The sequence below is a fragment of the Sneathia sp. DSM 16631 genome (assembly GCF_014892235.1).
GTDB lineage: Bacteria > Fusobacteriota > Fusobacteriia > Fusobacteriales > Leptotrichiaceae > Sneathia > Sneathia vaginalis.
In genome coordinates, this window is the sequence record NZ_JADBHL010000001.1 from 118014 (window position 1) to 130851 (window position 12838).

General features: G+C 27.7%; 16 protein-coding genes. 12 read left to right on the forward strand and 4 right to left on the reverse strand.

The window, feature by feature from the left end; all coding sequences use genetic code 11:
• The first annotated feature begins 3 nt into the window (after positions 1–3).
• From rpmI to thyA, 4 genes are read left to right on the forward strand one after another with little or no spacing between them, the layout of a single operon-like run.
• Positions 4–210: a 50S ribosomal protein L35 gene (gene rpmI, locus IMK15_RS00555; protein ID WP_046328704.1), complete on the forward strand. Its 207-nt coding sequence runs from the start codon at positions 4–6 to the stop codon at positions 208–210.
• 14 nt (positions 211–224) lie between these two features.
• Complete coding sequence (gene rplT / locus IMK15_RS00560; protein WP_046328703.1) at positions 225–575, forward strand: 50S ribosomal protein L20; 351 nt, start codon at positions 225–227, stop codon at positions 573–575.
• Between the two features lie 50 nt (positions 576–625).
• Positions 626–1477, forward strand: a complete 852-nt coding sequence (locus tag IMK15_RS00565; RefSeq protein ID WP_192941499.1) for a bifunctional 5,10-methylenetetrahydrofolate dehydrogenase/5,10-methenyltetrahydrofolate cyclohydrolase — start codon at positions 626–628, stop codon at positions 1475–1477.
• Positions 1474–2343, forward strand: a complete 870-nt coding sequence (gene thyA, locus IMK15_RS00570) for a thymidylate synthase (RefSeq protein ID WP_046328701.1) — start codon at positions 1474–1476, stop codon at positions 2341–2343. Before IMK15_RS00565 ends, thyA begins: the two co-directional genes overlap by 4 nt.
• A gap of 19 nt (positions 2344–2362) precedes the next feature.
• Here thyA and IMK15_RS00575 read toward each other — a convergent pair whose 3' ends face one another.
• Genes IMK15_RS00575 through rplU form a run of 4 tightly spaced genes read right to left on the reverse strand, consistent with a single transcriptional unit; the run spans position 2363 to position 3918 of the window.
• Positions 2363–2971 (reverse strand): endonuclease III domain-containing protein, encoded by a 609-nt coding sequence (locus IMK15_RS00575; RefSeq protein WP_192941500.1) that lies wholly within the window; start codon positions 2969–2971, stop codon positions 2363–2365.
• A gap of 39 nt (positions 2972–3010) precedes the next feature.
• Positions 3011–3295: a 50S ribosomal protein L27 gene (rpmA, locus tag IMK15_RS00580; protein ID WP_046328699.1), complete on the reverse strand. Its 285-nt coding sequence runs from the start codon at positions 3293–3295 to the stop codon at positions 3011–3013.
• Between the two features lie 3 nt (positions 3296–3298).
• Complete coding sequence (locus tag IMK15_RS00585; protein ID WP_192941501.1) at positions 3299–3616, reverse strand: ribosomal-processing cysteine protease Prp; 318 nt, start codon at positions 3614–3616, stop codon at positions 3299–3301.
• Between the two features lie 5 nt (positions 3617–3621).
• A complete protein-coding gene (gene rplU, locus IMK15_RS00590) occupies positions 3622–3918 on the reverse strand; it encodes a 50S ribosomal protein L21 (protein WP_046329280.1) in 297 nt (98 codons plus the stop codon).
• Between the two features lie 166 nt (positions 3919–4084).
• On the opposite strand from rplU, the gene IMK15_RS00595 reads away from it, so the two are divergent.
• Genes IMK15_RS00595 through ruvA form a run of 8 tightly spaced genes read left to right on the forward strand, consistent with a single transcriptional unit; the run spans position 4085 to position 12833 of the window.
• Entirely contained in the window at positions 4085–5179 is a 1095-nt protein-coding gene (locus IMK15_RS00595; protein ID WP_192941502.1) for a D-alanyl-D-alanine carboxypeptidase family protein, read from the forward strand.
• A complete protein-coding gene (locus IMK15_RS00600) occupies positions 5176–7512 on the forward strand; it encodes an endonuclease MutS2 (RefSeq protein WP_192941503.1) in 2337 nt (778 codons plus the stop codon). Before IMK15_RS00595 ends, IMK15_RS00600 begins: the two co-directional genes overlap by 4 nt.
• A 12-nt stretch (positions 7513–7524) precedes the next feature.
• Complete coding sequence (gene cysS, locus IMK15_RS00605; RefSeq protein ID WP_192941504.1) at positions 7525–8883, forward strand: cysteine--tRNA ligase; 1359 nt, start codon at positions 7525–7527, stop codon at positions 8881–8883.
• On the forward strand, positions 8883–9914 hold the full coding sequence (locus IMK15_RS00610) for a rod shape-determining protein (protein ID WP_192941505.1): 1032 nt from the start codon (positions 8883–8885) through the stop codon (positions 9912–9914). The genes cysS and IMK15_RS00610 overlap by 1 nt, the downstream gene beginning before the upstream one ends.
• Before the next feature lie 3 nt (positions 9915–9917).
• Positions 9918–10730, forward strand: coding sequence for a hypothetical protein (locus tag IMK15_RS00615; RefSeq protein ID WP_192941506.1), 813 nt, complete (start codon positions 9918–9920; stop codon positions 10728–10730).
• Complete coding sequence (locus IMK15_RS00620) at positions 10731–11540, forward strand: Cof-type HAD-IIB family hydrolase (RefSeq protein WP_192941507.1); 810 nt, start codon at positions 10731–10733, stop codon at positions 11538–11540.
• On the forward strand, positions 11540–12265 hold the full coding sequence (gene murI / locus IMK15_RS00625) for a glutamate racemase (RefSeq protein WP_192941508.1): 726 nt from the start codon (positions 11540–11542) through the stop codon (positions 12263–12265). Before IMK15_RS00620 ends, murI begins: the two co-directional genes overlap by 1 nt.
• Entirely contained in the window at positions 12243–12833 is a 591-nt protein-coding gene (gene ruvA, locus IMK15_RS00630; protein WP_046328693.1) for a Holliday junction branch migration protein RuvA, read from the forward strand. Before murI ends, ruvA begins: the two co-directional genes overlap by 23 nt.
• Positions 12834–12838 lie beyond the last annotated feature (5 nt).

A 12838-nucleotide genomic window follows, 5' to 3' on the forward strand; every position in this document is an offset into this window, starting at 1 on the left:
ATTATGCCAAAAATGAAAACACATAGAGGTGCAAAAAAAAGAATTAAAATAACAGGAAGCGGAAAATTTGTAATAAGACACTCAGGTAAAAGTCATATTTTAACTAAGAAGACTCATAAGAGAAAGAAAGGTTTAGGACAAGATTACGTAATTTCAGCAGGAGCTGCTAAGAAAGTTTCAAAACTATTAGCAGTAAGCCAAGGAAGATAGGAGGAAGATAAAATATGGCAAGAGTAAGAACAGGAATAGTAAGAAGAAAAAGACATAAGAAAATATTAAAAGAAGCTAAAGGATTTAAAGGAACAAGAAAGACTAATTTCAGAAAAGCTAATGAAGCTGTAAGAAGAGCGATGGCATTCTCTACTGAACATAGAAAATTAAAGAAGAGAACAATGAGAGAACTATGGATAATAAGAATAAATGCTGCATCAAGATTAAATGGAATTTCTTATTCAAAATTCATGAATGGTTTAAAGAAGCTTAACATTTCTCTAGACAGAAAAGTATTAGCTGACTTAGCTGTTAATAATGCAAGTGAATTTGCAAAATTAGTAGAACAAGTAAAAAATATATAGCATATAGATAAGGTTCACATTTTGTGGACCTTTTTTAGTAAAGGAGTTTTATGATAATTGATGGTAAAAAAGTAGCCAATAATCTTTTAATGGCTCTTAAAGAAAAGCATGAGATATTAAAAGCAAAAATTAATAGACCCGCAACATTAACCGTAATACTAGTAGGTGATGATGATGCATCTAAAATATATGTTAGGAATAAGGAAAATGCTTGCAAAAAAGTTGGAATCAAATCTAATACCATAATACTTCCTTCTAATACACAAAAAGAGGAATTAATAGAAGTAATACGAAAGGAAAATAATAACCCAGATGTTGATGCCATACTATTACAACTACCACTTCCTAAGCATTTAGATCAAATTGAAATATCATCATATATAGACTATAGAAAAGATGTTGATGGTTTTACCCCTATAAACCTTGGTAAAATGATGTTAAATAAGAGTGGGATACGTCCATGTACAGCTGTTGGAGTTATTAAATTACTAGAAGAATATGAAGTAAATATAGCTGGTGCAGATGTTGTAATTATCGGACGAAGTAATATAGTTGGTAAGCCTCTTAGTATAATGCTAACGAATTTATCAGCAACAGTTCAAGTTTGTCATTCAAAAACAAAAAATATTGATGAGAAAATTGCTAATGCTGACATATTAATAACAGCAGCAGGTTATCCTAATTTAATAAATAAGCATCATAAATTAAAAAAAGGTGTATGCATAATAGATGTTGGAATAAATAGAGTAAATGGCAAACTTTGTGGTGATGTTAATATTAATGAGATAGATTTAGAATCTGTTTCATATATTACCCCTGTTCCAGGTGGAGTAGGACCAATGACAGTAGCTTGTTTAATGGAAAATGTAATAAATATATTTGAAAGTAGGTTAGATAAATGAGGGTGTATAAGGAACTTGTAAGATATGTATTAGAAAATGGAGTAAGAAAAAAGACAAGAACAGGAGTAGATACATTATCAGTATTTTCATATTCATATAGAGTTAATCTAAATGATGGTTATCCTCTATTAACAACAAAAAAAATGTATTTTAATTCTATGTTACATGAACTTTTTTGGTATTTAAGTGGTGAAGAACATATTAAAGAATTTAGAAAAAAGTCTAAAATATGGGATGCTTGGGCAAATGAAAATGGAGAATTAGAAACAGCTTATGGAAGATTTTGGAGAAGATATCCAGTTCCAGAAGTTAGTTTACCTGGTGAGGTATTTGTAGACGAGACTAATAAGTACACAAAAAGAGAAGAAAATGGTCAATTAGTCTTTGATCAAATTGGGTATATAATAGGGACATTAAAAGAAATGAAAAAAAATCCTGAATTAATGAATGGTAGAAGATTAGTTGTAAGTGCATGGCATCCAGCTAATGCAACCATATCAAAATTACCACCTTGTCACTATACTTTTGCATTTTGTGTATTAGGTAACAAACTTAACTGTCATTTAACACAAAGAAGTGGTGATATTGCACTAGGAATACCTTTTAATTTAGCATGTTATTCACTTTTAACTATGATGATTGCAAAAGAATGTGGATATGAATTAGGTGAATTTTCACATACAATAATTGATGCACATATATATGTAAACCATATTGAAGGGTTAAAGGAACAATTAGAAAGAGAAGAATATCCATTACCTAAAATTGAGATTAATGATAAGCCATTTGACGAATTAACTTTCTCTGATATTAGATTAATAGGGTATAAGTCACATCCAGTAATTAAATTTGATGTTGCAGTATAAGGCACAAAAAAAGAAGATATCATATCTTCTTTTTTAATGCACATATTTCACAATCACTTGTACATTTTTGCCTTCCATGTAGTATAAAGTACTTTGAAAGTAAGCCCCAATATTCTTTTGGAGTAATTTTCATTAAATCTTTTTCTATTATTTCAGGATTCTTACTTTTAGAAAAACCTAATTCATTTGAAAGTCTTTTTACATGAGTATCTACTACAATACCTACTGAAATATCCCATAAATCGTATAAAAGGACATTGGCAGTTTTTCGACCTATACCTGATAGGGATAAAAGATCATCCATATTATGTGGGAGTACACCATTAAATCGTGTAATTAGTTCATGTGCGTTTAGTTTTAAATTTTTTGCTTTGTTGTTGTAGAAACCGCAGGAGAAAATATATTGTTTTAGAGTATTAATATCCATATTTTCCATGTCAAAAGGAGTCTTGATATATTTAAACAATTCTTTTGTAATTATATTCACCCTTTCATCTGTACACTGTGCTGATAGAATTACAGCAACCATTAATTGATACTCAGTAGTATAGTTTAAAAACACCTTTGGGTGACCATATTTTTTCTCCATTAAGGTTAAAATATACTTCATTTTTTCTTTATTATTCATAAATCACCTATAAAAAAACGAGCCTAAGCTCGCTTTATTTTATCTAGTTTCGTATATACTTACTTTCTTTTTACCTTTTCCGTAGTCTTCAAATTTTACATAACCATCTATTAAGGCAAATAAAGTATAGTCTTTACCTAAGCCCATGTTAGTACCTTTGTGGAATTTAGTTCCTCTTTGTCTAACTATGATATTACCAGCTTTTACAAATTCACCATCATATTTTTTAATTCCTAAATATTTAGGATTAGAATCTCTACCATTTCTTGTAGACCCTTGTCCTTTTTTTGAGGCAAATATTTGTAGGTTTAACTTTAATAACATTTTTCATACCTCCATTACTTTAAACTTTATATTTTTAGGATACTCAGTTGCTAGCTCTTCTATAAATACATAATATGACTTTAGAAAATCTTGACATTTATCTACATCAGTATTACTTAAATCACATAGAGTATATCCTTCATCTATTACATATTTAGGGTTTAAATGAAGTATTTCAATAATCCCATTAATAGTCATTAGAGTAGTAGATGAAACAGCAGAACAAACAATATCAGTTCCTAGATTAGATAAGTTAGCATGACCTTTAATTTCAAAAGATAGAATCTTTGAATTAGAAGTCTTAAATAAAACATTTATCATTAGTACTAACCTTGTATTTCTTTTATTTCAATTAAAGTATATTGTTGTCTATGACCTTTTTTTCTGTAGTATGTCTTCTTGTCATATTTAAAGTTGATAACCTTTTTAAGCTTGTCATGAGCTTTAACTGTTGCAATTACTTTAGCACCTTCAACAAATGGAGTTCCTATTTTTCCATCTATCATTAATACTTCATCAAATACAACATCTGAATTAACTTCAGTGGCTAATTTTTCAACTTTTAAAACTGACCCAACTTCAACTTTATATTGTTTTCCACCAGTTTTTATTACTGCAAACATCATGTTCACCTCCGTAATTATTTTCGCTGTCTAGGTATTAGCGACCTATACCATGCGTACAAGATATAATAGCATATCTTATACATACTGTCAATATATAGTTGAATTGAAATAGCATATTATGGTAAAATAATTATAAAGTATAAAGAAAGGGAAAAGTGCTAAAATGTTCAATAAAAAAATATATGCTATGCTTTTTACACTTTGTACATACACTACGTTTTCGTATACTAGTGCATATAGTATAACTGATACAAATTTTGTGTCATATAAATATGATGAGCAGCAACTACGACCTATTGCATCTTTAACTAAGCTTATGAATATTATGGTTACTTTAGATGCCGTAAAAGAAAAAAAGGTTTCATTAGATGATTATGTTAATATATCAAAACCCATGACCTTAATTAAAGAAACAAGCATAAAAATGGATGTAAATGATAAGATAAAACTTGAAGACTTATTAAAAGCAGAAATTGTTCATTCAGCAAATAATGCAGCATATGCAGTTGCAATGTATGTTTCGAATAACAATGTAGATGAGTTCATAAGAAAGATGAATGAAAAAGCAAAACAACTAGGTATGAAAAACACTACCTTTTATACTCCAACAGGTCTTCCAACAAAATATACCCAATTGCCTCTTGATGTATCAACTGCAAAAGATTTAGGTATAATGGGACTTGAAGCTTTAAAGTATAAAGAAATAATAGAATGGGCAAAATTAAAAAAGATAAATATTAATGGATATTTTTACTATAATCGTAATAAATTATTAGGTGAAAATGGTAACTTTGGTCTTAAAACTGGATATCATAAGTTATCTGGTTTTAATATGATAGGTGCATTTAATATCCATGGTGTTAACCTAATAAATGTATCATTAAATGATGATAGTAATAAAGAAAAATTTTCTAGTCAAGAATTTTTAACTAATGAATATTTAAATAAAGTTAAACGTTACTTAGAAAAAGGAAGTACTTATGGTGTAGTAAGAGTTAAATACTCTAAGGAAAAGTATGTAGAAGCTTTAATTGATGAAGACTTCTATTACTACAACACTGACTATGTAATAAAAGAACATATGTACAACTTAAAAGGAAACATAAAGAAAAATCAACGTGTGGGGGAACTTAAAATATATAGTAAGAATAATAAATTAATTACGACGATATATTTAATTTCTAAAACAAGTACAAGAAAACTAAATATATTTGAGAGAATACTAGAATTTTTTAGCTTATTAAAGGGGAAAAAATGAAAACATATGAAGATATACTAGAGTATTATAAAATAAAAAATGAATTAATAGATTATGCTATTTTAAATAGCACAAAAGAAAAGTTTTTAGACCTAACCTTATACACATCTAAAGAAAAATTAGAAGAAGAACTCAGCCTAATGCTAGATATGATAGATTTCTACAAGTACGATGATGGATTTAGCATAGAGGTAATTAAGGATATAGATGCACCATTAAAGTCTCTTGAAATTTTAGGTTCATATCTTGAAACTGTAGATCTTTCTAACATTAGAATGGATATTATTCTTTATCGTAAGTGTAAGAGTCGTGCTAAAAATGTTCGTGATAAGTACAAAAGAATTTATGACTTATTTGTATCTAGTATAGATACAAAAGATTTAGAAACTGTTTTAAATGATATAATAGATGATGATGGAAATATATTAGAAACTGCCTCACCTTTATTAAAAGATGTTAGAAAGCAAAAACATATAATAAACGAAACTATTAAAGATAAACTAGATGGATATATAAATGACCCTAAATTTTCTAATGCAATAGCAGAAAAGTTCATAACAACAAGAAATGATAGATATGTTCTGGCTGTTAAAACAGACTTTAAGGGTTTAATAAAAGGAATAGAACATGATAAATCATCAACAGGAAATACTACTTATCTAGAACCTTTAGGTATAGTATCATTAAATAATAGATTACGTGAGTATGAGGCACGTGAAAGAGAAGAAATAAGAAAAATATTAATTAGAATTACTGAATATATTCGTGGTAAAAAGGAAGAAGTTTTAAGTATAAACGAAACATTAAAAAGATTAGACTTTTTAAATGCTAAAGTTATCTTTTCACATAATCATGACTGCACAGTTCCTAAAATTTTAACTAAGGGTACATTTAAATTAGTAAATGCACGTCATCCCTTTATACCTAAAGATAAGGTAGTTCCTATTAGTTTTAGTATTGATGAAAAAAGTAGTTTAATGTTAATAACAGGACCAAATACTGGTGGTAAGACTGTAACACTAAAAGTTGCAGGTCTACTTTCAATTATGGCATTATCAGGTATACCTATACCTAGTGATGAAAGTTCTCAAATATTAATGTTTGATAGAATATTAGCAGATATAGGGGATGAACAAAGTATAGAGCAAAACTTATCTTCTTTTTCATCACATGTAAGCTCTATAGCTAATATTTTAAAAGACTCTACTAGTAAGTCTTTAATACTTCTAGATGAATTAGGTTCAGGAACAGATCCTATAGAAGGTGCAGCTTTTGCTATGTCTATAATCGACTATTTGAATAATATGGGATGTTATGGAATAATTTCAACACACTATAGTGAAGTTAAGGCTCATGCATACAATAATCAAGGTATAAAGACATCATCAATGGAATTTGATGTTAAAACTTTAGCACCTACATATAGATTAATTGAAGGTATACCAGGTGAAAGTAATGCTTTAATTATTGCTAAAAAGTATGGTATATCTGATGATATTATACAAAATGCTAAAAGCTATATCAGTGAAGATAACAAAAAAGTTGAAAAAATGTTGCAAGCAATAAAGAAGCAAAATGAGGATTTGGAACTTGCAAATGAAAAAGTAAGAGCTTTAACTGAAGAACTTAATGAAAAGAAGGAAGAATATAATAAAAAGATATTTGATTTAGAATATCAAAAAGAAGAAATACTTAATGAAAGTATTAAAAAAGCAGATGAGTATATACGTAATATGCAGGCAAAAGCTAAGGCATTAATTGAAAAAATTAATCAAGAAGATGCAAGTAAACAAAATGTAAAAGATACTCAAAGAAGTATAAATATGCTATATAACTCAATAATTGAAGATAAGAAAAAATCAAGTAAACCAAGTAAGATTAAGATAAAAGATACTGGATTTAGCGTAGGAGAAGAAATTCTAGTTAAGTCTTTAAATAAGACTGCAAAAATAATTAAAATATTAGATACAAAGGCTTCCTTACAAGTTCAAGCGGGTATACTAAAAATGGTCATACCTATAGCTGATGCAATTAAATTAAAACATAAGAATACTAAACCTAAGGGTACAGTAATTTACAAGAGAAGTGATTCAAAGACTGAAATTGATGTACGTGGTATGATAGCATCAGAGGCTATACATGATATAGAAAGTTTTCTAGATAAGGCAGTACTTACTGGATATACACTAGTATATATCGTACATGGTAAAGGAACTATGGTTTTAAGACAAAAAATACGTGAGTATTTAAAAACTTCTCCATATGTAAAAGAATTTAAAGATGCAGAACAAAATGAAGGTGGACATGGTTGTACAGTTGTAACCTTAAAATAGAAAGGAAAATATATGAAAATATACAATACTCTTACAAATTCTATACAAGAATTTATACCATTAAAAGAAAATGAAGTAAAAATGTATGTTTGTGGTCCAACAGTATATAACTATATTCATATAGGTAATACTCGCCCTATAATCGTATTCGATGTATTAGCTAGACTTTTGACATATAAGGGATATAAGGTAACTTATGTACAAAATTTTACAGATATTGATGATAAGATAATTAAAAAAGCTAATGAAGAAAAGAGTTCTTGTCAAGAAATAACAAAAAAATATATAAATGCCTTTATGGAAGATACAAGTAAACTAAATCTTTATCCAGGGATAATAAGACCAACTGTAACAGAAAATTTAGATGAAATTAAAAATTTAATACAAAAGTTAATAGATAAAGGTTATGCATACAAAAAAGATAATGATATTGTATTTTCTATTGATAAATTCAAAGATTATGGTAAATTATCTAAACAAAAACTTGACGAATTAAATCAAGGTGTTAGAATAGAAGTTGATGAAAATAAGAAGAATCCTTTTGACTTTGTTTTATGGAAAGGTAAAAAGGAGAATGAACCATATTTCGAATCAAGCTTTGGAGAAGGTAGACCAGGTTGGCACATTGAATGTAGTGCTTTAATTCATAAATATTTAGGTGATAGAATTGATATACATGCTGGTGGACAAGATTTAATATTCCCTCATCATGAAAATGAAAGAGCACAAAGTATATGTGGTATTACAGGTGGTGCTGAATTTGTTAATTATTGGATGCATAATAGCTATATTACAATAAATTCAGAAAAAATGAGTAAGTCTTTAGGTAATTTCATGCTTTTAAAAGATGTATTAGAAAAATATGAAGGCTATGTAATAAGACACTTCATACTAACTTGTCATTATAGAAAAAATCTAAACTTTTCATATAGTGACCTTGATATATCTAAAAAAACACTAGATAGGCTTACAACTACAATGGAAAAATTTAAATCACATAACAAGGGAGTTAAACCTGAGGTTCTAGATAATTTAATTAAAGAATTTAAATCTAACTTTATTAGCTCATTAGAAGATGATTTAAATACTCCTAAAGCATTATCATACATTTCAATTTTCACAAAGAGTGTAAATAAACTTTTAAATGATGATGTAAATGTCGAAGAAGCATATAATGCACTAGTTGAAATGTTGGATATCTTAGGTATTAACTTACCAATAAAGAAAAAAGACGATAATGATATAGTTGATAATTTAATAACTCTATTAAAAGATGTTCGTAATGAGTTAAGAAATCAAAAAATATATAATCTATCTGATAAAATAAGAGAGGAGTTAGCTAAGCTTGGAATAAATATTAGCGACAAATAATGAGTATAAGAAAATTTTTTAGAATGCTAAGAATTAAAAAAAGTATATCAATAGATCTTGGAACTGCTAATGTATTAATCTATGATAGACAAAGAGAGAAAATAGTTTTAAATGAACCATCAGTAGTTGCACTAGATAAAAAAACTCGTAAAGTTATAGCTGTTGGTCATGATGCAAGAGAAATGTTGGGAAAAACTCCAGACAGTATACTTGCAATTAAACCATTAAAAGATGGTGTAATAGCAGATCTTGATGTTACAAAAGAAATGTTAAACTATTTCATAACTAAAATATATGGACATGCCATATTTAAACCAGAAGTAATGATATGTGTACCATTAGAAGTTACATCAGTTGAAAGAAAAGCACTATTTGATTCTGTAATAGGAGCTAAGAAGATATATATTATAGAAGAAGGTAGAGCAGCTATTATAGGTTCTGGAATAGATATATCTAGACCTTCTGGTCACATGGTTGTCGACATAGGTGGTGGATCAACTGATATTGCTATTTTATCATTAAATGAAGTAATAGCATCAAGATCAATTAGGATTGCTGGTAATACTTTTGATAATGACATAGTTAGATATATAAAGAATAAGTATAGCTTACAAATTGGAGAAAGAGCAGCTGAAAATATTAAAAAGAATTTAGCAACAGCACTACCTAAAGAAAACCCTAAGAAGATGCCTGTTAAAGGTTTAAATATTGACTTAGGTACTCCTGAAAGTCTAGAAATTAGTGAAAATGAAATCTATGAAGCTATGAAAAATTCACTTTATGCAATAGTTAATACAGCAAAAGAAGTTCTTGAAAAATGCCCACCAGAATTAGCAGCCGATTTATTAGAAAATGGTATAGTAATGACAGGTGGAGGAGCATTAATAAAGGGATTTGCTGATTTAATTGCAAGTGAGGTTAGAGTTAAAGTATTTGTTTCAAAATCACCACTTGATGCTGTAGTATTAGGTGGAGGTTATGCGTTTGATAATCAAAAACTAATCAAAACATTGCAAGTAAAGGAAAATTAATATATGATTTCTAGCACATATTTATTACACTCTGATGAAAGAATTAATTTAAAAGATTATGCCCTTGATTTTTCAAAGAAAATTTTCAAAGACCTAAATTTAAATATATTTAGTGAAGATATAGTGTACTATGAAAATATTAAAATTGATAATGTAAGGGATATAATTTCAAATGCAAGTAAGAGTTCTTATTCTGGTATCAAGGTCTTTATACTTAATTTAGAAAATATTAGAAATGAAGCTATAAATGCCTTATTAAAAATAATAGAAGAACCACCTAAGGATACATATTTCTTGCTTTTAATAAAGAAAGTAGAATACTTACCTAAAACTATTGTTTCTCGTTCTATTAATATGTATATAAGACCAAAAAGGTTTGAATGTAGCGAGGATATATATCAATTGTTTGATGGAAATGAAGGATATATAAAAGAGTTTTTATCATCTGATATAAAGGATATATCTATATACAACATAAGTGATAATAATGAGGTAAATTTAAATATTAAAGAATATTTTGATGACAAGACTAATCTTGTTAGTAAAATAAAGTATGAATTAGCAATTAGATATATTGTTTTTAATTTGAAATTTGAAAATGCTATTAATAAACTAGATGTAATACAAGATATTTGTGATATTACACTAGATAGGGCTTATGCAAAAGAATTTTTAAATCGTATACTAATAGTTGCTAGTCAAAATATACAAATAAATAAGTTAATATATCTTACAAATTTAAAAAATAGTTTGAAAAATAATGTGTCAATTAAGCATTGTATATATATTTTTTTGAATGAATTAATAGGAGGTTAAATGTACAAAACAATAATTACAGATTTAGATGGAACACTTTTAAACACTAATCATAAAGTAGATGATTTCACAAAAGAAACATTGGTACAACTATACAATAGAGGTGTTAATATAATATTAGCAACTGGTAGATCGTATTATGATGCGTATCGTGTTAAATTGGATTTGGGACTTGATCTTCCTATGATAACATCAAATGGTGCAACACTATTTGATAGCGATAATAAAGAACTATTTAGATATAATCTTGATAGCAATGTGTGTGAGTATATATTAAATTTAGACTATAAGCAATTTGGAAAAGATATAATATTAAATACAATATGTGAAGAAAAATGGCTTTTACATGATAAAATTGATAAGGGTCATAGATTAAATGAATGGGTTGAAGAAAGTTGGAAGTACATATATTCTGGTAAAAATGATATAAATACAGAAGGTGTATCAAAATTTTTCTTCTTCGGTAATCATGATGAATTAGTTAATCTACAAAAACATTTACAAGAAAAATTTGGAGATAGATTTAATTCAGCATTTACATTACCATTTTGTTATGAAGTTTTTAGCAAAAATGCAAATAAAGGTATCGCTTTAAAGAAAATAGCAGAACTTAAAGGATTTAACTTAGATGAAGCAGTTGCATTTGGTGACGGTTTTAATGATGTTGAAATGTTAAGAGAAGTAAAAAAAGGCTATGTTATGTCTAATGCTAGTGAAGAATTAAAAAAATTCCTAACAGATATAGAAGAAGCTGGATACAATAAAGACAGTGCAGTTGCTAAGAAAATAAAGGAGTTGTTTAAGATATAATGGCAATAGGAATATTTGATTCAGGTCTTGGTGGCTTGAGTGTATTAAAATATGTACTAGAAAAGTATAATGATGAAAGAATAGTATATTTTGCAGATACACTAAACTTTCCATATGGTACAAAGTCTACAGAAGAACTTATAGGCTATGGTAGACAAATATTTGATTTCTTTTTGGAAAATAATGTTACAGAAGTAATAATAGCATGTAATACAGCTAGTGCAACAATGTTACCTACACTAGAAAAAGAATATAGCATCCCTATAATAGGTGTAATTAAACCTATATCTGAGTATATAATTCAAAATAATATAAAGGATATAACACTCATTGCAACACAAGCTACTATAAACTCAAATGCCTATGACGCACTTTTAAAAGATAGAATAAAAAATAAGGTTGCACTACCAGAACTTGTAAAATGTGCTGAAAATATGGACAAAATTGGTGCGAAAAAAGTTTTAGAAGAAAATTTAAAAGGTATTAATATTAACTATATGATATTAGGTTGTACACATTTTCCACTTTTAAAGGATGTAATATTAGAAGTATTCCCTAATGCTAAACTAATTGATCCAGCAAAAAAAGCTGTTGAAAAATTACAAGTAAAAGAAGATAAAGGTGGACTTGTATTGTACACATCATCAGATGCAGATAGTTTCTATAACAAAGCAAAAATAATATTAAAAAGGACTGATTTAGATGTACGATTACATAAGTGGTAATTTAGTAACAAAGGCACTTGACTATGCTTGCATCGATGTTAATGGAGTAGGATATATATTATACATACCTTTTAAGACATATGAAAATTTAAATGAAATTAACTCATTTGAAAAATTATACACATATCTACATGTAAAAGAAGATGACATGAGATTATATGGTTTTAAGACTATAACAGAACGTAGTATATTTAAAAAAGTAATATCTGTTAGTGGTATAGGACCTAAGATTGCACTTGCAATTTTATCTGTATATACTCCAGGTGAAATTTCGAGTATGGTTCTTAGTGATGACTATAAGATGCTGTCAAAAGTTAATGGATTAGGAGTTAAAAAGGCTCAAAAATTAATAATAGAACTAAAAGATAAGCTAGATGATATTGAGGCTAGTGAAACTAATACATTTAAACTTCATATTGTTAAAAATGAAATTAAGCTAGCACTTGAAGCACTAGGCTATGTAAAGTTAAAAATTGAAGACTACATTACAGATGAAGAAATTAATGAAGTTAGAGATAGTGGTAAATTAATGAAAGAGATACTAAAAAAATTATCTAAGAAAAAATAGGGGGC

Coding starts and splice junctions, on each gene's coding strand:
- rpmI (WP_046328704.1), top strand. CDS start 4: ATGCCAAAAATGAAAACACATAGAGGTGCAAAAAAAAGAATTAAAATA.
- rplT (WP_046328703.1), top strand. CDS start 225: ATGGCAAGAGTAAGAACAGGAATAGTAAGAAGAAAAAGACATAAGAAA.
- IMK15_RS00565 (WP_192941499.1), top strand. CDS start 626: ATGATAATTGATGGTAAAAAAGTAGCCAATAATCTTTTAATGGCTCTT.
- thyA (WP_046328701.1), top strand. CDS start 1,474: ATGAGGGTGTATAAGGAACTTGTAAGATATGTATTAGAAAATGGAGTA.
- IMK15_RS00575 (WP_192941500.1), bottom strand. CDS start 2,971: ATGAATAATAAAGAAAAAATGAAGTATATTTTAACCTTAATGGAGAAA.
- rpmA (WP_046328699.1), bottom strand. CDS start 3,295: ATGTTATTAAAGTTAAACCTACAAATATTTGCCTCAAAAAAAGGACAA.
- IMK15_RS00585 (WP_192941501.1), bottom strand. CDS start 3,616: ATGATAAATGTTTTATTTAAGACTTCTAATTCAAAGATTCTATCTTTT.
- rplU (WP_046329280.1), bottom strand. CDS start 3,918: ATGTTTGCAGTAATAAAAACTGGTGGAAAACAATATAAAGTTGAAGTT.
- IMK15_RS00595 (WP_192941502.1), top strand. CDS start 4,085: ATGTTCAATAAAAAAATATATGCTATGCTTTTTACACTTTGTACATAC.
- IMK15_RS00600 (WP_192941503.1), top strand. CDS start 5,176: ATGAAAACATATGAAGATATACTAGAGTATTATAAAATAAAAAATGAA.
- cysS (WP_192941504.1), top strand. CDS start 7,525: ATGAAAATATACAATACTCTTACAAATTCTATACAAGAATTTATACCA.
- IMK15_RS00610 (WP_192941505.1), top strand. CDS start 8,883: ATGAGTATAAGAAAATTTTTTAGAATGCTAAGAATTAAAAAAAGTATA.
- IMK15_RS00615 (WP_192941506.1), top strand. CDS start 9,918: ATGATTTCTAGCACATATTTATTACACTCTGATGAAAGAATTAATTTA.
- IMK15_RS00620 (WP_192941507.1), top strand. CDS start 10,731: ATGTACAAAACAATAATTACAGATTTAGATGGAACACTTTTAAACACT.
- murI (WP_192941508.1), top strand. CDS start 11,540: ATGGCAATAGGAATATTTGATTCAGGTCTTGGTGGCTTGAGTGTATTA.
- ruvA (WP_046328693.1), top strand. CDS start 12,243: ATGTACGATTACATAAGTGGTAATTTAGTAACAAAGGCACTTGACTAT.